The sequence below is a fragment of the Pseudomonas sp. QLc11A genome (assembly GCF_052112305.1).
GTDB lineage: Bacteria > Pseudomonadota > Gammaproteobacteria > Pseudomonadales > Pseudomonadaceae > Aquipseudomonas > Aquipseudomonas laurylsulfatiphila.
This window is the reverse complement of record NZ_JAVAJJ010000001.1, coordinates 455,241-481,389: the sequence shown is the minus strand read 5'-3', so window position 1 is coordinate 481,389 and position 26,149 is coordinate 455,241. Positions and strand designations below refer to the sequence as shown.

General features: G+C 60.3%; 17 protein-coding genes, 4 tRNA genes, 1 pseudogene and 1 riboswitch. Of the genes and pseudogenes, 4 read left to right on the top strand and 18 right to left on the bottom strand.

Translation table 11 applies throughout. The annotated features are described in order from the left end of the window. Nucleotides 1-102 precede the first annotated feature (102 nt). Together Q8X48_RS02240 and Q8X48_RS02235 are read right to left on the bottom strand one after the other, a co-directional pair. Nucleotides 103-6,540 carry a DUF5801 repeats-in-toxin domain-containing protein gene (locus Q8X48_RS02240; RefSeq protein WP_407799301.1) on the bottom strand — a complete coding sequence of 2,146 codons (6,438 nt, stop codon included), beginning with the start codon at nucleotides 6,538-6,540 and terminating at the stop codon, nucleotides 103-105. Between the two features lie 269 nt (nucleotides 6,541-6,809). After that, nucleotides 6,810-6,886 (bottom strand) — tRNA-Arg (locus Q8X48_RS02235). A gap of 290 nt (nucleotides 6,887-7,176) precedes the next feature. Between Q8X48_RS02235 and Q8X48_RS02230 the strand changes: the two genes are divergently transcribed. From Q8X48_RS02230 to Q8X48_RS02220, 3 genes are all read left to right on the top strand, one after another. Beyond that, nucleotides 7,177-7,398, top strand: a complete 222-nt coding sequence (locus Q8X48_RS02230) for a hypothetical protein (protein WP_126047121.1) — start codon at nucleotides 7,177-7,179, stop codon at nucleotides 7,396-7,398. A 21-nt stretch (nucleotides 7,399-7,419) separates the two neighbouring features. Next, on the top strand, nucleotides 7,420-7,599 hold the full coding sequence (locus Q8X48_RS02225; protein WP_007972182.1) for a PA3371 family protein: 180 nt from the start codon (nucleotides 7,420-7,422) through the stop codon (nucleotides 7,597-7,599). A 412-nt stretch (nucleotides 7,600-8,011) separates the two neighbouring features. Beyond that, nucleotides 8,012-8,338 (top strand): Arc family DNA-binding protein, encoded by a 327-nt coding sequence (locus Q8X48_RS02220; protein WP_003178899.1) that lies wholly within the window; start codon nucleotides 8,012-8,014, stop codon nucleotides 8,336-8,338. A gap of 220 nt (nucleotides 8,339-8,558) precedes the next feature. Here Q8X48_RS02220 and Q8X48_RS02215 read toward each other — a convergent pair. The 9 genes and pseudogenes from Q8X48_RS02215 to ltaE form a co-directional block, all read right to left on the bottom strand. Then, a pseudogene (locus Q8X48_RS02215) lies at nucleotides 8,559-8,768 on the bottom strand (transposase); the annotation flags it as partial. 108 nt (nucleotides 8,769-8,876) lie between these two features. After that, nucleotides 8,877-10,319 carry a magnesium transporter gene (gene mgtE, locus Q8X48_RS02210; protein ID WP_007971042.1) on the bottom strand — a complete coding sequence of 481 codons (1,443 nt, stop codon included), beginning with the start codon at nucleotides 10,317-10,319 and terminating at the stop codon, nucleotides 8,877-8,879. A 464-nt stretch (nucleotides 10,320-10,783) separates the two neighbouring features. Continuing rightward, a tRNA-Arg gene (locus tag Q8X48_RS02205) sits at nucleotides 10,784-10,860 on the bottom strand. A gap of 72 nt (nucleotides 10,861-10,932) precedes the next feature. Then, nucleotides 10,933-11,009: transfer RNA gene (locus Q8X48_RS02200), tRNA-Arg, on the bottom strand. A 107-nt stretch (nucleotides 11,010-11,116) separates the two neighbouring features. Beyond that, nucleotides 11,117-11,207, bottom strand: a tRNA-Ser gene (locus tag Q8X48_RS02195). A 62-nt stretch (nucleotides 11,208-11,269) separates the two neighbouring features. Continuing rightward, nucleotides 11,270-11,458: a carbon storage regulator CsrA gene (csrA, locus tag Q8X48_RS02190; RefSeq protein ID WP_002554426.1), complete on the bottom strand. Its 189-nt coding sequence runs from the start codon at nucleotides 11,456-11,458 to the stop codon at nucleotides 11,270-11,272. 189 nt (nucleotides 11,459-11,647) lie between these two features. Then, on the bottom strand, nucleotides 11,648-12,889 hold the full coding sequence (locus Q8X48_RS02185) for an aspartate kinase (RefSeq protein WP_007971040.1): 1,242 nt from the start codon (nucleotides 12,887-12,889) through the stop codon (nucleotides 11,648-11,650). Nucleotides 12,890-12,980: 91 nt separating this feature from the next. Further along, nucleotides 12,981-15,602, bottom strand: coding sequence for an alanine--tRNA ligase (gene alaS, locus Q8X48_RS02180; protein ID WP_095963655.1), 2,622 nt, complete (start codon nucleotides 15,600-15,602; stop codon nucleotides 12,981-12,983). A 146-nt stretch (nucleotides 15,603-15,748) separates the two neighbouring features. After that, the gene (gene ltaE / locus Q8X48_RS02175) at nucleotides 15,749-16,753 is read right to left on the bottom strand and encodes a low-specificity L-threonine aldolase (RefSeq protein WP_407799300.1); all 1,005 of its coding nucleotides are present in this window, start codon (nucleotides 16,751-16,753) and stop codon (nucleotides 15,749-15,751) included. 284 nt (nucleotides 16,754-17,037) lie between these two features. After that, nucleotides 17,038-17,208: riboswitch (FMN riboswitch) on the top strand. A 103-nt stretch (nucleotides 17,209-17,311) separates the two neighbouring features. Here ltaE and Q8X48_RS02170 point away from each other — a divergent pair. Then, entirely contained in the window at nucleotides 17,312-17,821 is a 510-nt protein-coding gene (locus tag Q8X48_RS02170; protein WP_015096496.1) for a 6,7-dimethyl-8-ribityllumazine synthase, read from the top strand. A 128-nt stretch (nucleotides 17,822-17,949) separates the two neighbouring features. Here Q8X48_RS02170 and astE read toward each other — a convergent pair whose 3' ends face one another. The 7 genes from astE to Q8X48_RS02135 all read right to left on the bottom strand — a co-directional run bounded on the left by astE (nucleotide 17,950) and on the right by Q8X48_RS02135 (nucleotide 25,854). Continuing rightward, nucleotides 17,950-18,960 (bottom strand): succinylglutamate desuccinylase, encoded by a 1,011-nt coding sequence (astE, locus tag Q8X48_RS02165; RefSeq protein WP_407799299.1) that lies wholly within the window; start codon nucleotides 18,958-18,960, stop codon nucleotides 17,950-17,952. 12 nt (nucleotides 18,961-18,972) lie between these two features. Beyond that, a complete protein-coding gene (locus Q8X48_RS02160; protein WP_103397753.1) occupies nucleotides 18,973-19,260 on the bottom strand; it encodes a topoisomerase II in 288 nt (95 codons plus the stop codon). A gap of 61 nt (nucleotides 19,261-19,321) precedes the next feature. Beyond that, nucleotides 19,322-20,668: an N-succinylarginine dihydrolase gene (gene astB / locus Q8X48_RS02155; protein WP_015096499.1), complete on the bottom strand. Its 1,347-nt coding sequence runs from the start codon at nucleotides 20,666-20,668 to the stop codon at nucleotides 19,322-19,324. A 163-nt stretch (nucleotides 20,669-20,831) separates the two neighbouring features. After that, on the bottom strand, nucleotides 20,832-22,301 hold the full coding sequence (gene astD, locus Q8X48_RS02150; RefSeq protein WP_407799590.1) for a succinylglutamate-semialdehyde dehydrogenase: 1,470 nt from the start codon (nucleotides 22,299-22,301) through the stop codon (nucleotides 20,832-20,834). After that, nucleotides 22,298-23,323 (bottom strand): arginine N-succinyltransferase, encoded by a 1,026-nt coding sequence (gene astA / locus Q8X48_RS02145; RefSeq protein ID WP_007971025.1) that lies wholly within the window; start codon nucleotides 23,321-23,323, stop codon nucleotides 22,298-22,300. The genes astD and astA overlap by 4 nt, the downstream gene beginning before the upstream one ends. Nucleotides 23,324-23,410: 87 nt before the next feature. Further along, on the bottom strand, nucleotides 23,411-24,430 hold the full coding sequence (gene aruF, locus Q8X48_RS02140) for an arginine/ornithine succinyltransferase subunit alpha (RefSeq protein ID WP_007971023.1): 1,020 nt from the start codon (nucleotides 24,428-24,430) through the stop codon (nucleotides 23,411-23,413). A 203-nt stretch (nucleotides 24,431-24,633) separates the two neighbouring features. Then, nucleotides 24,634-25,854 carry an aspartate aminotransferase family protein gene (locus tag Q8X48_RS02135; RefSeq protein WP_407799298.1) on the bottom strand — a complete coding sequence of 407 codons (1,221 nt, stop codon included), beginning with the start codon at nucleotides 25,852-25,854 and terminating at the stop codon, nucleotides 24,634-24,636. Nucleotides 25,855-26,149: the final 295 nt, after the last annotated feature.

The window sequence follows — 26,149 nt, the reverse complement described above, 5'->3', positions numbered from 1 at the left end:
TTCGCAGCGCATGGGATCATGGGCATCTCGCATCAAAACTGCAAAAAGAATGCGAGAGTGGTTTCCTGCACCACCCTCGCATCTATTCATGCGCGCAAAGCCTCAGGCGCTGCCAAAAAAGATGTCGGTACTCTGAACATCGACCCCGACCAAGGTGATGGTCGTTGTTTGTCCGCCCGTCTCGGCAACCGTCACGACGCTGTCTGCGCCGGTGTTGTTGATCGATTGAACAACAGCGTTCGGGTCTCCGTTGAGCACCAGCTTGTCTTGCGTGCCTGAGCCCACATCGAAGCCGCTGACCTGGTACAGGTTCTCATTGACTGACAGGTCGATGTTGAACGCATCCTGCTGACCGATTGTGCCAACCAGCGAGAAGTCAAAGGTAGCGTTGGCCGGGTCGTTGGCGAACAGGTTGGCGGCAAACGTACTCGTCGCCGAGTCCCCATCCTTGTCCGTCAGCGTCGCGCTGAACGCCAGCTGGACATCGCTGGCCAGACTCTCGCTCTGCTGAATGAACTGGATTACCGGGATCTTGACGTCGCCCCGGCCCATCGTCAGCTGGACAGCGTCGATCAGTGTCGTGCCCTCCTTCTGCACGAGGAAAGACACCTGCCCGCCCGCTTCCGGCGTCAGGGTGTTCACCTCGACGAGGCTCGAATTCGTGCCATCGGCGTAGTAGATCCTGTAATACAGGTCCTCGGTCGCCGTGTTGTAGCCCGCCACGGAGTTGTCGATGAAGACCTTCATTCCCGTCAGCAGGCTCTCTGGATTGATGACGAAACTTTCATCGGCGGCGCTGATTGCCGCCAGGTTGTCTCCCTGGAAAACGTTGTTGCCGACGCCGATGCCGGACGTGCTGACGTTCATCGCCGCCGGGTCTATGTACGACGGCAGGGGGTTGGTCTGCAGCGTGGCTTCGGTAGGGTCGGGTGCTCCGAGCCCGATGCCGGTCAGAATGTCCGCGGTCGACGCAAGCGCCTTCGCGGAAAAGAACACGATCTCCTCGGATGTCGAAGGAATAGCCGGGTTACTCGTCTCAGGAATCAACAATGTGCGCACCGAGTCCGGGCCGCCGGCAGCGAGCGAGCCGTCGGCACTGCTGAGCACGATGGTCGAACTGAAGCCCTGCACCAGATCCAGTGCATAGCGACCATCGGCATAGGCAGTCAACGTGTAGTCGACGGTGGTATTGGCCGTTGCAACGTTGTTGTCGAAATCACCGGTCAAGGTTCCCGCGAACTGGTACGCGCCATTGACATCCGGTGACTGCGCCAGCTCGGTGAGCGTGCCGGTCCCGGTCGTGGTCGTGTTGTCTGGCCTGACGAGGGTGAACTGGTTATTGACCAACGAAATATCCAGACCGGCCGCCCCCAGCCCGTCGGCTCCAGTCGCCATATTCCAGAACCCGGATTGCGCCAGGACGCTACCGGTCCCGATCAGGTTGCCGAAACTGAGTGCCGGCCCGTCGTCCTTGAACACCAGATTCTGCCCGATGTTCAGCGTCGCCTGGGCGCTGTCGCCGTCCCCGTCGGTCTTGATCGCCGTCAGCGTCACCAGGTTGTCCGCGGTCAACGTCCTCGAATCATCCGGATTGTTTGGGTCGGAATGCACCACGGCGCGCAGTTGGTCGAGCGTGACGCTGCCATTGGCGGCGACACTGACGGTGAACACCAGCTGGTTGCTCGTGGCCGTGCGGCCTTCGACCACAGTGCCATTGAGCGACAGGTTCACCGCCTGGCCCGAGGCCGTGTCCGTCAGCCCGGAAGCCCCCGCCACCACGCCCAGCGCATAGGTCAGGGTGCCCGCCCCATCGGCGCCAAATTCCGAGTTGAAGTTGGCGGCGAAGCTCTGGGTGGCGTCGATCGTCAGTAGCGTCTCGTCCACCGTCAGCGTCGGCTCCGCGCCGGTGGTGCTGATGCTCGGTCCGTCATCCTTGAACACCAGGTTCTGCCCGATGTTCAGCGTCGCCTGGGCGCTGTCGCCCTCCTTGTCGGTTATGGTCGCGGTCAGCGTCACCAGGTTGTCCGAAGTCAGGCTCGTCGAATCATCGGGATTGGTTGGGTCGGGATGCACCACGGCGCGCAGCTGGTCGAGCGTGACGCTGCCATCAGCGGCGACACTGACGGTGAACACCAGCTGGTTGCCCGTGGCCGTGCGACCTTCCACTACGGTGCCGTTGAGTGACAGGTTGACCGCCTCGCCCGAGGCCGTGTCCGTCAGCCCGGAGGCTCCCGCCACCACGCCCAACGCATAGGTCAGGGTGCCGGCATCGTCGGCGCCAAACGCCGAGTTGAAGTTGGCGGCGAAGCTCTGGGTGGCATCGATCCCCAGTAGCGTCTCGTCCACTGTCAGCGTCGGCTCCGCACCGGTGGTGCTGATGCTGGGTCCGTCGTCCTTGAACACCAGGTTCTGCCCGATGTTGAGGGTCGCCTGAGCGCTGTCGCCATCCCCGTCGGTCTTGGTCGCGGTCAGCGTCACCAGGTTGTCCGAGGTCAGGCTCGTCGAATCATCCGGATTGCTTGGGTCGGAATGCACCACGGCCCGGAGCTGGTCGAGCGTGACGCTGCCATCGGCGGCGACACTGACGGTGAACACCAGCTGGTTGCCCGTGGCCGTGCGGCCTTCCACTACGGTGCCGTTGAGTGACAGGTTGACCGTCTCGCCCGAGGCCGTGTCCGTCAGCCCGGAGGCTCCCGCCACCACGCCCAGCGCATAGGTCAGGGTGCCGGCATCGTCGGCGCCAAACGCCGAGTTGAAGTTGGCGGCATAGCTCTGGGTGGCGTCTGTCGCCAACAGCGTCTCGTCCACTGTCAGCGTCGGCCCCGTGCCGATGGTGCTGATGCTGGGTCCGTCGTCCTTGAACACCAGGTTCTGCCCGATGTTGAGGGTCGCCTGGGCGCTGTCGCCATCCCCGTCGGTCTTGGTCGCGGTCAGCGTTACCAGGTTGTCCGAGGCCAGGCTCGTCGAATCATCGGGATTGGTTGGGTCCGGATGGACCACGGCCCGGAGCTGGTCGAGCGTGACGCTGCCATCGGCGGCCACACTGACGGTGAACACCAGCTGGTTGCCCGTGGCCGTGCGGCCTTCCACTACGGTGCCGTTGAGTGACAGGTTGACCGTCTCGCCCGAGGCCGTGTCCGTCAGCCCGGAGGCTCCCGCCACCACGCCCAGCGCATAGGTCAGGGTGCCGGCATCGTCGGCGCCAAACGCCGAGTTGAAGTTGGCGGCATAGCTCTGGGTGGCGTCGGTCGCCAACAGCGTCTCGTCCACTGTCAGCGTCGGCCCAGTGCCGATGGTGCTGATGCTGGGTCCGTCGTCCTTGAACACCAGGTTCTGCCCGATGTTGAGGGTCGCCTGGGCGCTGTCGCCATCCCCGTCGGTCTTGGTCGCGGTCAGCGTTACCAGGTTGTCCGAGGCCAGGCTCGTCGAATCATCGGGATTGGTTGGGTCCGGATGGACCACGGCCCGGAGCTGGTCGAGCGTGACGCTGCCATCGGCGGCCACACTGACGGTAAACACCAGCTGGTTGCCCGTGGCCGTGCGGCCTTCCACTACGGTGCCATTGAGTGACAGGTTGACCGTCTCGCCCGAGGCCGTGTCCGTCAGCCCGGAAGCCCCCGCCACCACGCCCAGCGCATAGGTCAGGGTGCCCGCCCCATCGGCGCCAAATTCCGAGTTGAAGTTGGCGGCGAAGCTCTGGGTGGCGTCGGTCGTCAGTAGCGTCTCGTCCACCGTCAGCGTTGGCTCCGCGCCGGTGGTGGTGATGCTGGGTCCGTCGTCCTTGAACACCAGGTTCTGCCCGATGTTCAGCGTCGCCTGGGCGCTGTCGCCGTCCCTATCGGTCTTGGTCGCGGTCAGCGTCACCAGGTTGTCCGAGGTCAGGCTCGTCGAATCATCCGGATTGGTTGGGTCGGGATGCACCATGGCGCGGAGCTGGTCGAGCGTGACGCTGCCATCGGCGGCGACACTGACGGTGAACACCAGCTGGTTGCCCGTGGCCGTGCGGCCTTCGACTACGGTGCCATTGAGTGACAGGTTGACCGCCTGGCCCGAGGCCGTGTCCGTCAGCCCGGAAGCCCCCGCCACCACGCCCAGCGCATAGGTCAGGGTGCCCGCCCCATCGGCGCCAAATTCCGAGTTGAAGTTGGCGGCGAAGCTCTGGGTGGCATCGGTCGTCAGTAGCGTCTCGTCCACTGTCAGCGTTGGCTCCGCGCCGGTGGTGGTGATGCTGGGTCCGTCGTCCTTGAACACCAGGTTCTGCCCGATGTTGAGGGTCGCCTGGGCGCTGTCGCCGTCCCTATCGGTCTTGGTCGCGGTCAGCGTCACCAGGTTGTCCGAGGTCAGGCTTGTCGAGTCATCGGGATTGGTTGGGTCGGGATGCACCACGGCGCGCAGCTGGTCGAGCGTGACGCTGCCATTGGCGGCGACACTGACTGTGAACACCAGCAGGTTGCCCGTGGCCGTGCGACCTTCCACTACGGTGCCGTTGAGCGACAGGTTGACCGCCTCGCCCGAGGCCGTGTCCGTCAGCCCGGAGGCTCCCGCCACCACGCCCAACGCATAGGTCAATGTCCCGGCCCCATCAGCGCCAAACGCCGAGTTGAAGTTGGCGGCATAGCTCTGGGTGGCGTCGGTCGTCAGTAGCGTCTCGTCCACTGTCAGCGTCGGCTCCGTGCCGGTGGTGGTGATGCTCGGTCCGTCGTCGTCGAAGATGATCTTGGAACCGATTTCGGCTTTCGAAATAGAGGCCTGGACCAGCGTGAAACCACCGATATCAAAATCGGCGTGCTCATTGCCCTTGGCATTGACGGCCGCCCCGTTCTCGACGAGCACGCGGTTGTGGTCCGACGTCGTGGTGTATTCAATCTGGTAGCCGGCTTTAACGCCGGTGATTGTTGCAACCCCCGCTGCAAAGCTGATGGTGATGGCCGGATCATTCACCGAGCCGTTTGAGTTCTCGATCACCTGCCCGGCACTGTTGAAGACGCGAACATTGGTGATGGCAATCGACATATCACCCACATATCCATTGATGAAATTCGCGCCAGGTTCAGCAGCAGTGCTGAATGCGCTGACCCTTACCACGGCACTCTTGCCGCTTTGCAACTGCACGACATCGAAACTGGCCGACTTCGCATTGAAGACGTCGGTAAAGTCGACGTTGGCTTCAAGATCGGCTTCGTTCTGGTCCAGGTTGGGAATGGTCACATTCTGCCTGGCACCCGTGACGAACGAAAAGCGGATGCCCTCTTGCTCCACAATCATCTGATTGTTGGTGCCGAAGGTGGTCGGCCCCCCCGCCTGGCTGGTATTGATCGTGTCGCCAGTCGTTATATTGAAACCGCTTGACTGGTCTGCCGGGTTCTTGCCGGTGGCGATGATGGTGGGATCGGTGATCCGCAACACACCACCGACATCGACAACGTTCGGATTCGCCTTCGTGAACATCAGAAAGAGGTTCTGACCGGAGGGCGCATTGGCCAGGCTGAATTCCAGATCCTGGCTGGCTCCGATGAAAACCTTATCCGTCAGATTGAGCGAATCATCGGCATTCGTCATGTCGGGATGTTTGAGCGGTTGGTACTCCACGGTCCAGATCTTGCCGCCCGTGACCGGCGATCCGGTTTCTTCTATATAGGCAGCGAACACGATCGCGCCGGTTGCGCTCCCGGCTCGGCCCACGACGATGTTGTTGTTCGTATCCGTATAGAGAAGGATGCTGGTGCCATCGAGGGTATCCAGTCCGCTGTCCACGCCATTGAGCGGTGCACCGGAGCTGCCGACGAAGCTGATATCGGTAATGGTTGCTCCGGGGTCAGCGGTGATGGTGAATGCATTGCTGCCCGTGTTGCCCACGGCACCGGTATAGCCACTCAAGGCCGCGCCCGTGGCGGTACCTGCCCCCAGTGCGGCTAAACGGGTAGTGAAGGCCGAAGGCAGGGACGCCACCAGAATGTCGTTGTCGTCAGCGTCCCCCGCAAGAATTGGCGTGGCAGTGGCGTTCTGCAACCCGGCCGTTTCATCCAGTGTCACGTCCTCGCCAGTCGCCACAACGCCCAAAACGCTGTCCGTAAACGAAGTTGTCGCCACCGCGTCGTCACCGGTGCCGACGACTCCATCGACGCCTGCAGAGGCCGCGGTGAGCAGAAACGTCGCGCCCGCCGAGTCGTCGGGATTCACGTACCAGGAGGTGGTGACGCTGCCGTTGACCTGGCCGTCGAGATCGCTGGCACCGCCGTCGGTCACGGACCAGGGCTCGTGACCCGCGCCGGTATTGGTATCGAGTACATCGTCGGACGTACCCCACACGCCATCCGCGCCAGCACCGACGGCGTGGTCCACTTCGAGCGTCACAGTACTGCCGGCAGCGAAACCGCTGGCAGTAATGATGGCAGTGCTGCCCGGTGCGTAGTCTTTAAGGTTGGTGGTGACGGTCGGAATGTAGGTAAAAGTCCAGTCGTGGTTGACGGGTGAAGGATGGTCACCGGCGTTACTGGCCAGATCATTCGTTGGCGATGAGGTTTTCTTGCGCATAGCCATGACTTTCTCCTGAGCGGGGGTCCAGTCATCGGAGATCGACCTTGGACCATTTTCTGATCTACAGGTCTCAACTATGAACAAGCACTACAGGCCGCACATCGGCGGATACTCCCAGACGGAATGGGAGATTCAGACTACGAGGGAGAGGAGAAGGAAAGTCGCGAAGGCAGGGTTGATGGCTTCGATAAACCCTGAGCACCTGTATTTGTCGAGTTTTATCTACAAGTCGTGAAAAGGAGGTGTTGGAACAGGCGGGGAGCTGCAGAATATGGTGTCCCAGGGCAGGTTCGAACTGCCAACCTTCCCCTTAGGAGGGGGATGCTCTATCCAATTGAGCTACTGAGACACAAGTCGGCCGCGAAGAAACGCGGTGCGATGGACGGCGTGCATGTTAACGGCCGGGCTGGCTTTTGTCATGTCGTCCGTAGGCTTTTTAAGTGTAGGCAGACGCCTCGGCCGGGCGCGGACTTGTTTACCGTGCAAATTGCATCACTGCAAAAAGCCATCATTGCAAAATGCAATATGGAGCTTTACCAAAAATAACTTAATTCATTGTTTTTAAAGAATTTAATTGTCGATAAACTCTGGCATGCGAGCTGCTTCTGCTGTTCTCACAGAACAACCGAGGTCCGCGCCATGAATTGCGCCCTTTTACTCTTGAATGCAATCGCACTGGCAGTTTTATCGGGATTTCATTTTTTTCCCGAGAGCAGCGCTACGCAGGTTGCCCAACGCATGCCGCATTACCTTCAGTTGCAGAAGGCTCCGCAACTGGCAGCGATAAGCGACCAGCACGGCTTTGTCAGCCAGGAAAACATCACGGCGCCGAACCCGCCTGCTGAACGTTTGGTATTTTGAATCCCCCACCAGGAGCACCGCATGTCCAGATCAGCCGCGAGTTTCTTAATCCTCGCCTTGTTGAGCGGCATTTTTCATCTGTCATTGACCCAGGACATGGTCGTCACCCTCCCCCTGATCGCCTGTGGCGTATTCACCGCTCTGTTCGTGCTTGCATTGATTGCCGGACGCAAGATCAAGTTTGATCCGGTATTGCGCTGACCCTGACTTGGCAGATTCGGCGCAAGGGCCTGCCATCCATCCTGAATTCAGCCGCTCAATACCACCTCTCCTAGTAAATCGGCCATTTGCCACTATTCTGTAGGGTAGGGAAACAGGGATCGAGTCCGCTTTTTCCTCTCGCCAGAGACCTTTCGTCGGTCGGAGAAAACGCAAAGCGAAACGGCCCGGTCAAACTTTTCAAACCAGTGCGCATTTCTGATAATTGGTGCTGGCATAACGCCTTTATCCAGTTCAATATTTGTCACAGAATTGACGCCAAGGATATGGCTTATTTGAGGCATGATGCGCGCCTCTATCAATTCAGGTTGAACATTTGGTCAGAGAGCTTGTCCTATCAGACATCCTGCGGCCAATCCCGAAAACCGCTCCCCTGAACTAACCGGTTAAATATATGCGCCCATTGAAACAGGCAATTTATTCCAGCCGTACGGCTGACAAGTTCGTCGTACGTCTGCCAGACGGAATGCGTGAACGCATTGCCGAGGTGGCTCGCAATCATCATCGCAGCATGAACTCCGAAATCATTGCGCGCCTTGAGCAGAGTCTCATTCAGGAAGGCGCACTGGGAGAAGAGTTGAGCATGCGCCTGGACAGCCCGGAGCTTTCCTTGCACGAACGGGAGCTGTTGCAGCGCTTCCGTCAACTCTCCCATCGACAGCAGAACGCCCTGGTTTCGCTGATCGCTCATGACGCTGAGATGGCCGCCGACGCGTCCTGATTCAGCCAGAAAGCTCAAGCCAGCCTGATCGCTGGCTTTTTTTTTGGTTATTTCACTGGTTTGAGCGTGGGCACGAGCCCCTTATGCTGGTAACGATAACGCGGGTGAACCGGATAAACGCGGCGCACTTGAGTCCATCGCCAGCAGGCTGGCTCCTACAGCTTCCCGGGCTTGCGTGAAGAACTTTTTTGCCTGAAACCCGGGCACAAAAAACCCGCCAGAAGAGGTAGAGTTTGAGCTGATCCGCTGGATGGTAAGAGGGACGGCCGGTGCTTTTGGGAAGTGCTTTATCAAAGCCCAGTCGGGCCAGATCCAGCTTGGCGACGTAAAGATCGAAAACGCGAACGAGGTGATCCTCGGGGATCAACTCTTCCAGCGAGACCGGGAACAGGCTGGTCTGACTGCGCGATTGTCCTTGGATGTAGGCCATAACGAAAAATGCTCCGTATCTTTCGATACGAAGCATTTTCTTTGAGTGCCGCGCAGATTGCTAGGTTTTCACACAATCTGAGAAGGCGGGTTTTCAGTGAGCCGGGCATCAGAGCAGGAAAATTGTCGCCAACCCGAGGAAGATGAAAAAGCCTCCGCTGTCGGTCATGGCCGTAATCATCACACTGGCACCCATCGCTGGATCGCGGCCCATCTTCGCCAGGGTCATCGGAATCAAGACCCCCATCAATGCCGCCAGCAACAGGTTGAGCGTCATCGCGGCGGTCATCACCACCCCGAGCGACCAGCTGCCATACAGCAGATAGGCGACCACACCGATCACCCCGCCCCATATCACACCGTTGATCAAGGCGACTGCCAACTCTTTGCGCATCAGGCGCGAGGTATTGCCGGTGCTCACCTGGTCCAGCGCCATGGCCCGAACAATCATGGTGATGGTCTGGTTGCCCGAGTTACCACCGATGCCAGCCACGATCGGCATCAACGCCGCCAGCGCCACGAGCTTCTCGATCGAACCCTCGAACAAACCGATGACCCGGGAAGCCACGAACGCGGTAATCAGGTTGATCGCCAGCCAGGCCCAGCGGTTACGCAGGGATTTCCAGACCGACGCAAAAATGTCTTCCTCTTCACGCAGACCCGCCATGTTGAGAACTTCGCTTTCGCTCTCTTCACGGATCAGGTCGACCATTTCATCGATGGTCAGACGACCGATCAGCTTGCCGTTCTTGTCGACCACGGGCGCCGAGATCAAGTCGTAACGCTCGAACGCCTGGGCGGCATCGTAGGCGTCTTCGTCCGGGTGAAAACTCACCGGATCGCTGGCCATCACCTCGGAAACCTGTTTGTCCGGATCGTTGACCAGCAAACGCTTGATCGGCAACACGCCCTTGAGGACGCCGTCGTAATCGACCACGAACAGCTTGTCGGTGTGGCCCGGCAGCTCTTTCAGACGACGCAGATAACGCAAGACCACTTCAAGGCTGACATCCTCGCGGATGGTCACCATCTCGAAGTCCATCAGCGCACCGACCTGCTCCTCGTCGTAGGACAGCGCCGAACGCACACGCTCGCGTTGTTGCTGGTCGAGGGTCTCCATGAGCTCATGGACGACGTCTCGCGGCAGCTCGGAGGCCAGGTCAGCGAGTTCGTCGGCATCCATGTCCTTGGCGGCTGCCAGGAGCTCGTGATCGTCCATGTCGGCGATCAGCGATTCACGGACCGAGTCGGATACTTCAAGCAGGATGTCGCCGTCGCGATCGGCCTTGACCAATTGCCAGAGCGTCAGACGATCGTCCAGCGGCAAGGCTTCAAGGATATAGGCGACGTCGGCGGAGTGCAGGTCATCGAGCTTGCGTTGCAACTCGACGAGGTTCTGCCGGTGGACCAGGTTCTCGACCCGGTCATGATGCGGGCCTTCCTGGCGGTGAGTCAGGTCTTCTACCACTCGCTGGCGCTGCAGCAACTCAACCACCTGAGCCAGGCGATCCTGCAAGCTTTCCTGCGTTTTCTTTACTTCAACTTCGGACATAGGCGAACTCCACTCCCAGCAGCGGGGCACGCCGGAAGGATCAATCAGTCAATTCATGATTGGTAAAACGGGGTACTGAGTAACTACTGGGTAAGTCCATGGAGGTATTCCACAAGCCCCGGCGGGGCTGACGGGCGCAATGATACACCGCCTGACGGTTTTAAACGTTAAAAAATCTTGGCTGAAACAAGCGCTTGCACAACAAACCTGAGCATCGTCCTGACCAGTGAAAGTGCGACGACGCATTCTGAAAAGAAAACACACGCCACTTCGAAAATTGTAGTCGCTTGCCTTGAAAAGGAATGTCACGCAGGACGCCCGGGAGCACGCAGAGGCGATCTTCAACCGGCAAGAGCCAGCAAGACGTCAGGCACGCGTGGCGTTCGACGGGAAGGGATGCAAGAAGGGAAAAGCCAAATCCCGGACGGCAAAAAGCCCGCATAAAATGCGGGCTTTTTGTTGTATGGTGCACTCGACAGGATTCGAACCTGTGACCGCTCGGTTCGTAGCCGAGTACTCTATCCAGCTGAGCTACGAGTGCAATTTGTGTTTTTAGACCAGATCACAACTGGTTGAAGCCAAGTCATTCACATTACTGCAGATGACTCTTAAATGGTGCACTCGACAGGATTCGAACCTGTGACCGCTCGGTTCGTAGCCGAGTACTCTATCCAGCTGAGCTACGAGTGCATTTGTTGCCGCGCATTATAGGCCGTCTAATCTCTATGTCAAACACTTTTTCTAGTAATTTCAACAACTTACCGAAAAAGCCAGATTACAACGTACTACGCAAATAATGGCGGAGAACGGGGGATTCGAACCCCCGACACCCTTTTGAGGTGTACTCCCTTAGCAGGGGAGCGCCTTCGGCCACTCGGCCAGCTCTCCGCAACACGGGGCGTATATTAACCAGCTTCTTCCCCGTTTGCAAACATAAAAAACGATAAAAATTAATGGCTTGGTTCTTCGTCCTTCTCTTTCTTGATACGCAGGTAAATTTCTTCCCGGTGAACAGCTACCTCTTTGGGGGCATTAACACCGATGCGCACTTGATTTCCTTTGACGCCGAGTACGGTCACGGTGATTTCGCCATCACCGATAATCAGGCTTTCTGCACACCGACGAGTCAGAATCAGCATACCTTTCTCCTCACGCATTTCATTTCAGGGACAACAGTCTGCAAAAAAAAGGCACTCGACCCACAACCGGAGCGGTCGCAGCCCTACATGCCTGAGTATTGACTAGCGCGAGCAAAAGAACAGGCTCGGGGGGGCACGCCATTCAAAAAAACAAAAGGCGCGGTCAGACCGCGCCTTTTGGCAAACGCATCACTCGCCCTGGCGGGCCGGTGCGTCCAGTTCGAAAGCCGTGTGCAGAGCGCGCACAGCCAGCTCCAGGTACTTCTCTTCGATCACTACGGAGACTTTGATTTCCGAGGTCGAGATCATCTGGATGTTGATGCTTTCCTTGGCCAGGGATTCGAACATGCGGCTGGCCACGCCTGCGTGAGAACGCATGCCGACGCCGACGATCGAGACCTTGGCAATCTTGGTGTCGCCCACGACTTCACGGGCACCCAGCTCGCCAGCGGTTTTTTCCAGCACGGCTTGCGCCGCCTGGTAGTCGTTACGGTGCACGGTGAAGGTGAAGTCGGTGGTGTTATCGTGCGCGACGTTCTGCACGATCATGTCGACTTCGATGTTCGCGGCACTGATCGGGCCGAGAATCTTGAAGGCAACGCCCGGGATGTCTGGCACGCCACGGATGGTCAGCTTGGCTTCATCGCGGTTGAAAGCGATACCGGAAATGATCGGCTGTTCCATGGTTTCCTCTTCATCAATAGTAATGAGGGTGCCCGGACCCTCCTTGAAGCTGTGCAGTACGCGCAGCGGAACGTTGTACTTGCCGGCGAACTCGACCGCGCGGATCTGCAACACCTTGGAACCGAGGCTGGCCATTTCCAGCATCTCTTCGAAGGTGATCTTGTCCAGGCGCTGGGCCACGGACACCACACGCGGGTCGGTGGTGTAGACGCCGTCGACGTCGGTGTAGATCTGGCATTCGTCAGCCTTCAGGGCCGCCGCCAGCGCCACGCCGGTGGTGTCGGAACCGCCACGACCGAGGGTGGTGATGTTGCCGTGCTCGTCGACGCCCTGGAAACCGGCGACAACCACCACACGACCTGCCTTCAGGTCACCGCGAATCTTCTGGTCATCAATCTGCAAGATACGCGCTTTATTGTGCGCGCTATCCGTCAGAATCCGCACCTGGTTGCCGGTGTACGACACCGCCGGCACGCCGCGCTTGATCAGCGCCATGGCCAACAGGGCAATCGTCACCTGCTCACCGGTGGAGACGATCACGTCCAGCTCGCGCGGAACCGGTTGGCCGTCGCCACTGATTTGCTTGGCCAGATCGATCAGACGGTTGGTTTCGCCGCTCATTGCAGACAGCACAACCACCAGGTCATCGCCGGCATCGCGGAATTTCTTAACCTTGTCGGCGACCTGCTCGATTCTCTCGACAGTGCCGACCGAGGTGCCTCCAAATTTCTGTACGATCAAAGCCATTTCAAAGCCGCCTCTGCCCATGAAGGGCGCCCAAATAATCACTCAAACAGCGTTGCGGCCCGCCACTAGACTACGAGCCGCAAACACTGCCTTATAGACCCTGCTCTACAAACGGAACGGTCAGCGCCAGTGCTGCATCCAGTGCGCCAGCGTCGGTACCGCCGCCTTGCGCCATGTCTGGACGACCACCGCCCTTCCCGCCCACTGCCGCAGCGGCTTGCTTCATCAAATCACCGGCTTTGAGTTGGCCAGTCAGGTCTTTGGTTACGCCTGCAACCAGAACGACCTTTTCCTCATGGACACTGCCGAGCAGGATCACTGCGCGGCCGAGTTTGTTTTTCAGTTGATCGACCAGCGCCAGCAGCGCCTTGCCATCCTGACCGTCCAGACGCACGGCCAGCACTTTCACACCCTTGACGTCCTGCGCCTGGGCCGACAGATCGTCGCCCGCGGCACTGGCAGCCTTGGCTTGCAACTGCTCGAGTTGCTTCTCCAGCAGGCGGTTGCGCTCCAGCACAGCCGACAGCTTGTCGATCAGGTTGTCGCGGCTGCCCTTGACCAGGCTCGCCGCTTCCTTGAGTTGTTCTTCCGCCGCGTTCAAGTAAGCCAGTGCCGCAGCACCTGTGACGGCTTCAATACGACGCACACCCGATGCCACACCGCCTTCGCTGATGATTTTCAGCAGGCCGATGTCGCCGGTACGGTTGGCGTGGATACCGCCGCACAGCTCGACGGAGAAATCGCCCATGCTCAGTACGCGCACGCTATCGCCGTACTTCTCGCCGAACAGCGCCATGGCGCCTTTCTGCTTGGCGGTTTCGATATCGGTTTCTTCGGTTTCAACCTCGGAATTCTTGCGAATCTCGGCGTTGACGATCTCTTCCAGCGCTTTCAGTTGCTCAGGCTTGATCGCTTCAAAGTGGCTGAAGTCAAAGCGCAGGCGCTGACTGTCGACCAACGAACCTTTCTGCTGGACGTGGTCGCCCAGTACCTGGCGCAATGCGGCGTGCAGCAAGTGAGTCGCCGAGTGGTTCAGCGAAGTCGCGTGACGCACTTCGGCGTCGACATGAGTCTCCACCGGAGTACCTACGATCAGGCTGCCCGAGTCCAGCACGCCGTGGTGCAGGAACGCACCACCGGTCTTGGTGGTGTCGCGCACGTCGAAACGCGCAGCACCGGCCTGCAGGAAGCCGCAATCACCGATCTGGCCACCGGACTCCGCATAGAACGGCGTCTGATCGAGGACGATCACGCCCTCTTCGCCTTCGCTCAGCACGTCAACCGATTGCCCGTCCTTATAGAGAGCAACAATTTTGGCGGAACCGCTGTGAGCGGTGTAACCGGTGAACTCGGTGTCCACATCGACCTTGACCAGGCTGTTGTAGTCCATGCCGAAGGAACTGGCGGAACGGGCACGGACGCGCTGGGCTTCCATTTCACGCTCGAAACCTTCTTCGTCGATGGTCAGGCTGCGCTCGCGAGCGATGTCGCCGGTCAGGTCCATCGGGAAACCGTAGGTGTCGTAGAGTTTGAACACCACGTCGCCCGGCACCACGTCGCCTTTGAGTTCAGCCAGGTCCTGCTCGAGGATCTTCAGGCCCTGCTCCAGGGTCTTGGCGAATTGCTCTTCTTCGGCCTTCAGCACGCGCTCGATGTGCGCCTGCTGGGATTTCAGCTCAGGGAAGGCCTCGCCCATCTCGGCGACCAGGGCCGCGACGATCTGGTAGAAGAAGCTGCCCTTGGCGCCCAGCTTGTTACCGTGACGGCAGGCGCGACGGATGATCCGGCGCAGCACGTAGCCGCGACCTTCGTTGGACGGCAGCACGCCGTCGGCGATCAGGAAACCGCAGGAACGGATGTGGTCAGCCACGACTTTCAGCGAAGCCTGGGCGTCGTTGGTGCAGCCGATGGCCTTGGCCGACGCGCTCAGCAGGCTCTGGAACAGGTCGATTTCATAGTTCGAGTGAACGTGCTGCAGCACGGCACTGATCCGCTCCAGGCCCATGCCGGTGTCCACCGACGGCGCTGGCAGCGGGTGCAACACGCCATCGGCGGTGCGGTTGAACTGCATGAACACGTTGTTCCAGATCTCGATGTAACGGTCACCGTCTTCTTCCGGCGAGCCCGGTGGGCCGCCCCAGATGTCGGCGCCGTGATCGTAGAAAATCTCGGTGCAAGGACCGCACGGGCCGGTATCGCCCATGGTCCAGAAGTTGTCGGAAGCGTACGGCGCGCCTTTGTTGTCGCCGATGCGCACCATGCGCTCGGCCGGAACGCCGATTTCCTTGGTCCAGATGTCGTACGCCTCGTCATCGCTGGCGTAGACAGTAACCCAGAGCTTTTCCTTCGGCAGGTTCAGCCACTTGTCGGAAGTCAGGAAGTTCCAGGCGTAGCTGATGGCATCACGCTTGAAATAATCGCCAAAGCTGAAGTTACCCAGCATTTCGAAGAAGGTGTGGTGACGAGCGGTATAACCGACGTTTTCCAGGTCGTTGTGCTTGCCGCCGGCGCGCACGCATTTCTGGCTGCTGACCGCGCGGGTGTACGCGCGTTTTTCCTGGCCCAGGAAGCAGTCCTTGAACTGGTTCATCCCCGCGTTGGTGAACAGCAGGGTTGGGTCGTTGCCCGGAATCAAAGAGCTGGAGGCTACACGGGTGTGGCCTTGCTCTTCGAAGAAGCGAAGGAAGGCTTCACGGATTTCTGCGCTTTTCATTAGGTTCTTCCACGGAGGCTGCGGCCAAAGGCCTGTTCGAAACGTCAACAGACGAAGCGACGGCAAAGGGCCGCATTATATCGGCCCTGCGCGCGGGGTACAGCGTGTTTATACGATAGAAACAGTCAATTGGAGCGCTAACGCTATCACTTGCGCGAAAAGTCGACGAATGTCGCGACGACTTGCTCGATTTGCCCACGGCTGACGTCCATGTGCGTGACCATACGCAGACGCGCGGCCGCACTGAGCTTGATCCCGCGCTCAACGGCAAAGGCCTTGAGCGCTTCGGCCTGGTCGCCCATTTGCACATATACCATATTGGTCTGCACCGGCTCGACCTCAAAGCCCGCCGCACGCAGGCCTTCGGCCAGCACTTGCGCGTTGGCATGGTCATCGGCCAGGCGCTGAACGTTGTGATCCAGCGCATACAGGCCGGCCGCCGCGAGAATACCGGCCTGACGCATGCCACCACCGACCATCTTGCGCAGGCGCCGGGCCTTGCCGATCAGCTCGACCGAGCCGCACAACACCGAACCGACCGGGGCGCCCAGCCCTTTGGACAGGCACACCGAGACCGAATCGAAATACCGGGTGATTTCCCGGGCATCCACACCCAGCTTCACTGCTGCGTTGTACAGGCGTGCGCCGTCCAGGTGCAGTTGCAAACCCTGCTCACGGGTAAAACTGCGGGCCCGGGCCAGGTATTCCAGCGGCAGGACCTTGCCTTGCATGGTGTTTTCCAGCGCCAGCAAGCGGGTGCGGGCGAAGTGGAAGTCGTCCGGTTTGATCGCCGCCGCGACCTGTGCCAGGTCCAGCGAACCATCGGCCTGCACCTCCAGCGGCTGCGGCTGGATCGAGCCGAGCACCGCTGCGCCGCCACCTTCGTACTTATAGGTGTGGGCCTGCTGGCCGACGATGTACTCGTCACCGCGCTCGCAGTGGGCCATCAACCCCAGCAGATTGCTCATGGTCCCGGTCGGCACGAACAGCGCCGCGGCAAACCCCAGGCGCCTGGCCAGTTCGGCCTCCAGCTGATTGACCGTCGGATCTTCGCCATACACGTCGTCGCCGGTGGCGGCTTTGGTCATCGCATCCAGCATGCCGGCGCAGGGTTGGGTGACGGTGTCGCTGCGAAGATCGATAACGCTCATGAATCTGGCCTCGGTAAGCAGGGGAAATCCCTTTCAGGAAAGAATTACTGCGGGCATGGCGACGATTAATCAACCCTTGAAGGAGTAAAAGACGAATTGCGCCCATGTGGGAGCGGGCTTGCTCGCGAAGGAGGACTGACAGTCGACATTTGCGCTGGATGTTAAACCGTCTTCGCGAGCAAGCCCGCTCCCACAGGTTCCACACCTTGACTGACCGGTATTGGCCATGCGCATATCGCAAATATGTGATAAAAACGCTGCGCCGCCAAACATTCCGGCGGCAAAAACGTTCTCAGGGCGGGGTGCAACTCCCCACCGGCGGTAATTGCGCGCAATGCGCATAGCCCGCGAGCGCTTGATGGCAGCACGGCTTCGGCGGTGCCTGACAGCAAGGTCAGCAGACCCGGTGTGATCCCGGGGCCGACGGTCATAGTCCGGATGAAGAGAGAACGGGATTGACACCAGAGGGCCTTCCGCCGGCATTCGTGCGAGCGTGCGTACCCTCAGATCCCCTTCGATTCATAACGCCCTGTTTTTCACACAAACAGGAGTCAGAACATGCAACCCACCGCAATTGACAGCAAAAGCAAACACCATCACGGCGAGCGCGTTGCGTTCATCCAGGCCTGCTGGCACAAGGAAATCGTCGATCAGAGCCGTAAAGGTTTCCTCGCCGAAATGATTGCCCAGGGTTATCAGGAATCCGACATCGACTTCTTCGAAGTCGGCGGTGCCTTCGAAATGCCCCTGCACGCCAAGTTGCTGGCCAAGACCGGTCGTTATGCCGGCATCGTCGCGGCCGCCCTGGTGGTGGACGGCGGGATCTACCGTCACGAGTTCGTCGCACAGTCGGTGGTCAGCGGCCTGATGCAGGTTCAACTGGAAACCGAAGTGCCGGTGTTCTCGGTATCCCTGACCCCGCACCACTTCCATGCCGGCGAAGAGCACCAGAAGTTCTTCTTCGAGCATTTCGTGCATAAAGGCCAGGAAGCGGCGAAGACCTGTGCAGATACGTTGCACAAGATCCGTAGCCTGCGTCGTAGCGAGCCACGTGCAGTAGCTGTCTAACCCCGTAATCCCCTGTAGGAGCGAGCTTGCTCGCGATGGTCGTCAACGATAACGCGGGAAGCCTGGCACTCCGCGGCGTTTTCGGATTCATCGCGAGCAAGCTCGCTCCTACAGGGATCCAGGTCGGGTCAGGCCAGGTTTTCGTCGGAGGTCGGCACGACCAGGATGCCGGCACGCAAACCATTCTTCACCCTGGGGTTCGGGAAGATGATCCGGGCGCCCTCTTCCTCGATGATCCAGCGGGTGTTGGCAATGTCTTCCGCCAGCAGGTAACCCACTTCCAGCTCCGAGAAGTTCTCAACGTCCGCCGGCAGGTTCAGGCGAAAGCTATCGCTGTGCTTGATAATTTCCCGCGCCACGCTGTACAGCTGCAAACCGTCCAGTGCCGCTTCAGTCAGTTCCGGCTCGGTGCCTTCGATGATCTGCTTGAGGCGCGCCTCCAGCAGCGAGACGTTGACCCCGGCGTTCTGCCCGAACGGCCGCGCCTTGCCCAATTCCAGGGTGAAGGCCTCGGCACCGAGCTTGTCGTAGGTGTAGGCGCTGAACACGATGGACGGTTTGTTCTGCAGCAACACCGCTTCCATACCGGCGGCACGCAGGCGCGCCAGCTCCTGACGCGAATGCTGGCGGTCTTCTTTCCACGGGTACAAGGCGAACTGCTCGATTTTCGAGCCACGAATCGCCGTGTGCAGGTCGTAGTGCAAGCGCTGACGGTCCGGCAGGCTGAAGAAGCTGGCCGCCAAACGCTCCAGCTCACAGGCACGCAGGGCTTCGGAACCGCTGCTTTGTTCGTGACGGCCGTTGAACAGCCGATTGACGTCCTGCTCGACAAAGCGCTCGCCTTTGCGAATCGCTTCGGGGTTGCCGAACAGGAACAGAATACGTGCGCGCGGCTTCAGATCGCCGCGGGCAATGTCGTGCAACAGACGATCGAGCAACTCGATCGGCGCTGTTTCGTTGCCGTGGATCCCCGCCGACAGCAGCAGGTCCTGGCCATTGTCACGCGCTTGCGGTGGCCGGACTTCCAGCGCACCTTCGCTCAACCAGCGCATGCGCACGCCTTCGACAGTCAGTTGAGTCTTCTCCGCCGGTTCGCGGCCGGCGAGGGTCAGTTCAAGCAGTTTGCCGAGGGCGAGCATAGAGCGGTTTCCTTAGTGATCGTGGTTGCAGTCCGGGCCGTGAACATGGTCCTCGTCGGTGAGGTCGGCAGGTTCCATCTCCAGTTGCAGACTTACCAGATTAGTCGCCAATGGGCGCAGCAGCAGGTTGGCGTATTCGGCATCGCCTTCTTCGACGTCCACGCCGATCAGCAACTGGCCACGGCCGTCCTGCTGGATCCACAGCTCTTTGCCTTGCCACAGGACCGCGACGCGGGTGCAGGACGTCTCCAGTTGCGTGCCGTCGGTGTCTTCAAGGATCAGCTGCAGGGTATCGCTCATGTGTTTACGCTCTCGTTTGAGATGAAGCGACGCGCTGCCATCCGGGGCAGCGCGTCGTCGATCAATTGATCTGGAATGGATAAACCGCGCCCAGTTTAAGGATTTGCGTCAGTTCATCCAGTGCCGTCCGGCACTCAAGCAGCAATTGCGGGTCCGCCAGATCGTTTTCGGTCATGCGGTCGCGGTAGTGCTTCTCGACCCATTCGGTCAGTGTGCCGTACAACGGTGCCGTCATGATAACCCCTGGGTTGACGGCCGCCAGTTCGGTTTCGTTGAGTGCGACGCGCAACCGCAGGCAAGCCGGGCCACCGCCGTTCTGCATGCTCTGCTTGAGATCGAAGACTTTCACTTCGCGGATCAGGCCGCCGGAGCTGGTCAAACCCTGCAAGTATTGCCAGACACGCTCGTTGCCACGGCATTCTTCCGGCACGATCAACAGCATGGAGCCGTCAGGACGCGACAGCAGTTGGCTATTGAACAGGTAGGAACGAACGGCATCTTCCACACTTACTGCGGAACGCGGTACGCAGATCGACTGAAATTTCCCACCGGCCTTGGCGAGTTTGCTCTGCAATTCAGCGAGCATCTTCTCGGTCTCGAGGAACGCGTCCTCGTGATAGAACAGCACCTCGCCATTACCCACGGCGATCACGTCGTTGTGGAACACGCCCTGATCGATCACTGACGGGTTCTGCTGGGCGTAGACCACGCCGTCATCGCTCAAGCCGTGCAGACGGGCAACCGCCTGGGACGCTTCGAGGGTCTGGCGCGCCGGGTACTTCTGCGGAGCCGGGTAGCGGGTGTCGAACGCGCTGCGGCCGAACACGAAGAACTCGACACCGGCTTCGCCGTATTCACGGCAGAAACGCGTGTGGTTGGCCGCACCTTCGTCACCGAACTGCGCCACGGCCGGCAAGGCGGCATGGTGGGCGAAGTGTTTCTGGTCAGCGAACATCGCACCCAGCACGCGGCTGGTGGTCGGGTGTTCGATGCTGCGGTGATATTTGCAGTTGAGGTTGGCAGCGGTGAAATGCACACGGCCGTCAGCGGTGTCAGCGCTGGGGCTGACGGTGGCGGCGTTGGCCACCCACATGCTCGAGGCCGAGCAACTGGCTACCAGCAGCGGCATCGCGTCTTTGGCAGCGCGTTCGATCACTTGAGCGTCGGTGCCGCCAAAGCCCAGGCGACGCAGCGCGGCCACATCCGGGCGCTCCTGCGGTGCCAGCACGCCTTGCTGGAAACCCATTTCCATCAGCGCTTTCATCTTCGCCAGGCCTTGCAGCGCCGCTTCCTTGGGGTTGGAAGACTGCTGGCTGTTGCTCTGGGACGCGACGTTGCCGTAGGACAGGCCGCCGTAGTTATGGGTCGGCCCCACTAGACCGTCAAAATTGACTTCATAGGATTTCATCAGCGAGGCTCCACGAGAATCTGTTGTTATAGGCTTCAGTAACTATTCAGGGTGACCGCGGCGCGGCCTTCGCGGGCAAGCCCGCTCCCACAGGTTCGGTGGTGTTCACACATCTTGTGTTCCACTCAACCACTGTGGGAGCGGGCTTGCCCGCGAATGGGCGCTACGCCATTTTCACGCCAGGCGTAAGAGCAGCAGGCATCACCAGGTTCGGCGTTTCCAGCGAGGCCACCGGGTACGCGCAATAATCCGCCGCGTAGTAGGCACTGGCGCGATGGTTGCCCGAGGCGCCGACGCCGCCGAATGGTGCGCTGCTCGCGGCACCGGTCAGTTGCTTGTTCCAGTTGACGATACCGGCACGGCTTTCCAGCCAGAATTGCTGGTAACGCGCTTCGGAGTCCGACAGCAGACCGGCGGCCAAGCCGTACGCGGTGTCGTTGGCTTCAGCGATCGCTGCTTCAAAATCAGCGTAGCGGATCACTTGCAGCAACGGGCCGAACAGCTCTTCGTCAGGACGATCGGCGACGGCGGTCACATCCAGGATGCCAGGGGTCAGCAAGGCTGATTGAGCCTGAGGCTGGGTCATTTCCAGCAGCGCCACGGCGCCATTGGCCAACAGGTGTTGCTGGGCATCCATCAGCGCTTTTGCCGCACCGAGGGAAACCACCGAGCCCATGAACGGTGCCGGCTGTTGATCAAAGGCACCGACTTCAATAGTCGCGCTGACGGCCACCAGGCGCGCCAGCAGCGAGTCGCCCCAGGCGCCCTGCGGCACCAGCAAGCGGCGGGCACAGGTGCAACGCTGGCCGGCGGAGATGAACGCCGACTGAATGATGGTGTACACGGCGGCATCGAGGTCGGCGACCTGATCGACCACCAGTGGGTTGTTACCGCCCATCTCCAGCGCGAGGATCTTGTCCGGACGACCGGCGAATTGCTGGTGCAGGTGATTGCCGGTACGGCTGGAACCGGTGAAGAACAGACCGTCGATACCCGGGTTCGCCGCCAGGGCGATACCGGTTTCGCGAGCGCCTTGCAGCAGGTTCAACACGCCCGCCGGCAGACCGGCTTCGATCCAGCACTTGACCGTCAGTTCGGCCACTTTCGGTGTCAGCTCGCTGGGCTTGAACAGCACGCTGTTACCGGCCAGCAGTGCCGGCACGATGTGGCCGTTCGGCAAGTGGCCCGGGAAGTTGTAAGGGCCAAATACCGCGACGACACCGTGAGGCTTGTGGCGCAGCACAGCGGTGGCGTCGCCCAGCGGGCCGCTCTTCTCGCCGGTACGCTCGCGGTAGCTCTGCACCGAGATGGCGATCTTGTTGACCATGCTGGTGACTTCGGTCGCCGCTTCCCACAGTGGCTTGCCGGTTTCCTCGCCGATGGTGCGGGCCAGTTCGTCCGCATGATTCTTCAGCGCGGCAGCAAAGGCTTCCAGCACCGAGATACGCTCTTCCAGGGTACGCCGCGCCCAGCCCGGGAACGCCTGACGCGCCGCCTGCACAGCCGACTCGACCTGAGCGACGGTGGCACCGACGCCGGACCACAGCACCTGCTGGGTCACCGGGTTCAGCGATTCGAAGGCTTCGCCCTGACCTGCCAGCCATTCACCTGCGATGTAAAGCGACTTCATTATTTCGACTCCCGAGCTGCGGACAACGCCACGGCGCGCACTTGATCGCCAGCGTTGAGTTGAAGACGTTTGGCGGTCTGCTGATCGACCACCAGGGTGCCGGCGGCCAGACGTGCCGGCGCAGCAGTGATGCGGCAGTCTTCGCGCTTGCGGTTGTGAATGATGAATGGCGTGGCGTCGTCACCCGGCGTGCCGACGGCCAGTACCAGCGCCTGGCTGTCGCGTACCGCACGGATCTTGCCGGTTTCGCATTCGATGGCCGGGCCTGCGTCGAAAATGTCGACGTAGCCCTGGTAGCTGAAACCTTCGCTCTTGAGCATCGCCAGCGCCGGTTCGGTGTCCGGGTGAACCTGACCGATCACGTTACGCGCATCCGGCGACAGGAAGCAGGTGTACAACGGGAATTTCGGCATCAGTTCGGCGATGAACGCCTTGTTGCCCACGCCGGTCAGGTAATCAGCCTGGCTGAACTCCATCTTGAAGAAGTGACGCCCCAGGCTTTCCCAGAACGGCGAACGCCCGGCTTCGTCGGATACACCGCGCATTTCGGCGATGATCTTGTTGCCGAACAGTTGCGGGAATTCGGCGATGAACAGCATCCGCGCCTTGGACAGCATGCGGCCGTTGAGGCCACTGCGGTAATCGGCGTGCAGGAACAACGAGCACAGCTCGGAATTGCCGGTCAGGTCGTTGGCCAGGAACAGCGTCGGGATTTCGCGATAGATGTTCAGCTCTTGGGAAGCGCTGACCGTCAGACCGACCCGGAAGTTGTACCAGGGCTCACGCAGACCGACGGCGCCGGCAATGGCGGAAATGCCCACCACGCGACCGTCGTCGTCTTCGAGCACGAACAGGTAGTCCGCGTCGCCCCGCCCGGCTTCGCCGCGAAAGGTCTTCTCGGCCCAGCCGACCCGATGGGCCAGACGTTCTTCGTTGGCCGGCAAGGTGGTCAGGCCGGTGCCGGTGCTGCGGGCCAGGTCGATCAGAGCGGGTAAATCGCTGCTGCGTACGGGACGAACGATCATGCTATCTCCTCAAACGGGCGGCTCGCGCCACCCGTGAAACTCGCTGCTTTACTAAGCATTCACTCTTTATAGGCATAGCAGCAGGCGTTAAACCGCCACCAGGCGCACGCTGGCACCTTCGCCGACGCCCAGGGCTTCGGCCGCTTCCAGGTCCAGGGTCACCGGTTTACCCGGTGCGTAGTCAAGCTCGAGCATGACTGCGCGGTAGTCCTGCAACTGGGCGTTGGCCACCAGGTACTGACGACCGACACCTTTGACCGGCTCGCCGATCTTCACCGGCACCACGCGGCTCTGGGCGATCGAACGGATCCCCGAAACGCGGGCATGCAGGGTCGGGCCGCCGTCGAAAATGTCGATGTAGTGATCGGTCTCGAAGCCTTCGCGCATCAGGATGTCGAAGGTGATCTGCGCCCGCGGGTGCACCTGGCCCATCGCCTCTTGCGCGGAGTCCGGCAGCAGGGGCACGTAGATCGGGTAATGCGGCATCAGTTCGGCGAGGAACGTACGGCTCTTGAGGCCGCACAAACGCTCGGCTTCAGCGTAATTGAGGTCGAAAAAGTTGCGCCCGATGGCATCCCAGAATGGCGAGTCGCCGTTTTCATCGCTGTAACCGACGATCTCGGTCACCACGGAATCGGCAAAACGCTCCGGATGGCTGGCCACGAACAGCAAGCGGCCACGGGAGTTGAGTTCCGACCACGGCGAACCCACCAGATCGCGCTGCACGTAGAAACTGGTCAGCAAGCTGTTGCCGGTCAGGTCGTGGCACTGGGAGAGCACGTGGATCTTGTTGTGAATCTTCAGCTCGCGTGAAGCGTGGACGAAGGTTTCGTTGCGAAAGCTGTAGAACGGCTCGGAGTAACCGGCCGATGCCACGATGGCCGAGCAACCGACCAGCTTGCCGGTGGCACTGTCTTCGAGGACGAAGAAATAGCTTTCCTCACCGTTGAAGCTCACTTCGGCGGCGAACGAGGCTTCGCTTGCCGCGATCTTGTCGCTCAGGCGCTCAACGTCATCCGGCAAGGAAGTGACACCAATCGGACTGTCCGCAGCCAGACGCTGTACCTCGCCCAGATCAGCCATTTGCGCGGGGCGCATCACCAGCATGGTGTCACTCCTTTTCTCTTAAGGTATCTATAGAAAACATGCCCGAATCCTGTGGGAGCGGGCTTGCCCGCGATGGCGTCCTGTCAGATAACAATGAAGTCGGCTGTCAGGCCCTCATCGCGGGCAAGCCCGCTCCCACAGGGAATGTGCCCGGCATATAAAATTGGGTTCGACGCCTGAACGGTCAGGCGTCAAAGGGTCTATCAGGCTTGCGTCAGTTTTGCCGCGGCACGTTCGAAGCGGTCCAGGCCGGCATCGATATCGGCGTCTTCCACCACCAGGCTTGGCGCGAAACGCACCACGTCCGGGCCGGCTTGCAGGACCATCAGGCCTTCTTTTTCAGCGGCGTTGAAGATGTCCTTGGCCTTGCCTTTCCACGCATCGGTCAACACGCAACCAATCAACAGGCCCATGCCACGGACCTTGGTGAACAGGCCGTATTTTTCGCCGATCTGCTCAAGGCGCGCCTTGAACTTGTCGTGCTTGGCGTTGACGCCAGCCAGCACTTCAGGGGTGTTGATCACGTCGATCACAGCTTCCGCGACCGCACACGCCAGCGGGTTGCCGCCGTAGGTGGTGCCGTGGGTGCCGACGACCAGGTGCTTGGCCAGGTCTTCAGTGGTCAGCATGGCGGCGATCGGGAAACCACCGCCCAGGCTCTTGGCGCTGGTCAGGATGTCCGGAGTCACGCCGTAATGCTGGTAGGCGAACAGATGGCCGGTGCGGCCCATGCCGGTTTGCACTTCGTCGAAGATCAGCAATGCGTTGTGCGCGGTGCACAGTTCGCGGGCACCTTGCAGGTATTCGAGTTCAGCCGGGATGACACCGCTTTCGCCCTGAATCGGCTCCAGCACCACAGCGCAAGTCTTGTCGGAAATGGCGGCTTTCAGCGCGGCCAGATCGTTGTACGGCACGTGGGTGATGCCGGTGATCTTCGGACCGAAGCCATCGGAGTACTTCGACTGGCCACCGACGTTCACGGTGAACAGGGTACGGCCGTGGAAGCTGTTGAGCGCGGCGATGATCTCGTACTTCTCGCTGCCGAAACGGTCGAAACCGACACGACGGGCCAGCTTGAAGGCGGCCTCGTTGGCTTCGGCGCCGGAGTTGCAGAAGAAGGCGCGGTCGGCAAAGGTGGCGTCGACCAGCTTGTGCGCCAGGCGCAGGGCCGGCTCATTGGTGAACACGTTGGACACGTGCCACAGCTTGTTCGCCTGTTCGGTCAAGGCACCGACCAGCGCCGGATGCGCGTGACCCAATACGTTAACGGCAATCCCGCCGGCGAAGTCGATCAGCTCGCGACCGGACTGGTCCCAGACGCGGGAACCGGCGCCACGCACAGGAATGAATGCGGCAGGCGCATAGTTGGGAACCATTACCTGATCGAAATCGGCGCGTTGTACCGCAGCGTGCTCAACGGACATCGGAGTCTCCTGAAGAGAAAACACTCGCCTGAAACTGGCGAGCTTGGTGAGGATTGTAAGGACAGTTTTCAGCCCGGCCTTGCCGCCAAGCGACAACTTCTTATAGCGCAAACCCCGGATTTTCCCGGGTTTACGGCAATGCGACATATAGGGTCGCAAAGGCGCAGTTTAACTGGCGGCGGACGTTTGCGGCAGGTCGCTGTGTCGTAACCCATGCCGATTCCATGAATGCGGTAGATATGTACCGCGCGTCGACTTCGATTACGGGTTTTCCTGACGGTCTATCAACCGCAAT

Bases quoted from the DNA above. Each gene is read 5' to 3' on its own strand.
- alaS (WP_095963655.1), bottom strand. From the start codon at position 15,602: ATGAAAAGCGCAGAAATCCGTGAAGCCTTCCTTCGCTTCTTCGAAGAG.
- Q8X48_RS02170 (WP_015096496.1), top strand. From the start codon at position 17,312: ATGCAACCCACCGCAATTGACAGCAAAAGCAAACACCATCACGGCGAG.
- Q8X48_RS02135 (WP_407799298.1), bottom strand. From the start codon at position 25,854: ATGTCCGTTGAGCACGCTGCGGTACAACGCGCCGATTTCGATCAGGTA.
- ltaE (WP_407799300.1), bottom strand. From the start codon at position 16,753: ATGAGCGTTATCGATCTTCGCAGCGACACCGTCACCCAACCCTGCGCC.
- Q8X48_RS02225 (WP_007972182.1), top strand. From the start codon at position 7,420: ATGTCCAGATCAGCCGCGAGTTTCTTAATCCTCGCCTTGTTGAGCGGC.
- Q8X48_RS02240 (WP_407799301.1), bottom strand. From the start codon at position 6,540: ATGGCTATGCGCAAGAAAACCTCATCGCCAACGAATGATCTGGCCAGT.
- mgtE (WP_007971042.1), bottom strand. From the start codon at position 10,319: ATGTCCGAAGTTGAAGTAAAGAAAACGCAGGAAAGCTTGCAGGATCGC.
- Q8X48_RS02220 (WP_003178899.1), top strand. From the start codon at position 8,012: ATGCGCCCATTGAAACAGGCAATTTATTCCAGCCGTACGGCTGACAAG.
- Q8X48_RS02185 (WP_007971040.1), bottom strand. From the start codon at position 12,889: ATGGCTTTGATCGTACAGAAATTTGGAGGCACCTCGGTCGGCACTGTC.
- Q8X48_RS02160 (WP_103397753.1), bottom strand. From the start codon at position 19,260: ATGAGCGATACCCTGCAGCTGATCCTTGAAGACACCGACGGCACGCAA.
- astB (WP_015096499.1), bottom strand. From the start codon at position 20,668: ATGAAATCCTATGAAGTCAATTTTGACGGTCTAGTGGGGCCGACCCAT.
- csrA (WP_002554426.1), bottom strand. From the start codon at position 11,458: ATGCTGATTCTGACTCGTCGGTGTGCAGAAAGCCTGATTATCGGTGAT.
- astE (WP_407799299.1), bottom strand. From the start codon at position 18,960: ATGCTCGCCCTCGGCAAACTGCTTGAACTGACCCTCGCCGGCCGCGAA.
- astA (WP_007971025.1), bottom strand. From the start codon at position 23,323: ATGATCGTTCGTCCCGTACGCAGCAGCGATTTACCCGCTCTGATCGAC.
- aruF (WP_007971023.1), bottom strand. From the start codon at position 24,430: ATGCTGGTGATGCGCCCCGCGCAAATGGCTGATCTGGGCGAGGTACAG.
- Q8X48_RS02230 (WP_126047121.1), top strand. From the start codon at position 7,177: ATGAATTGCGCCCTTTTACTCTTGAATGCAATCGCACTGGCAGTTTTA.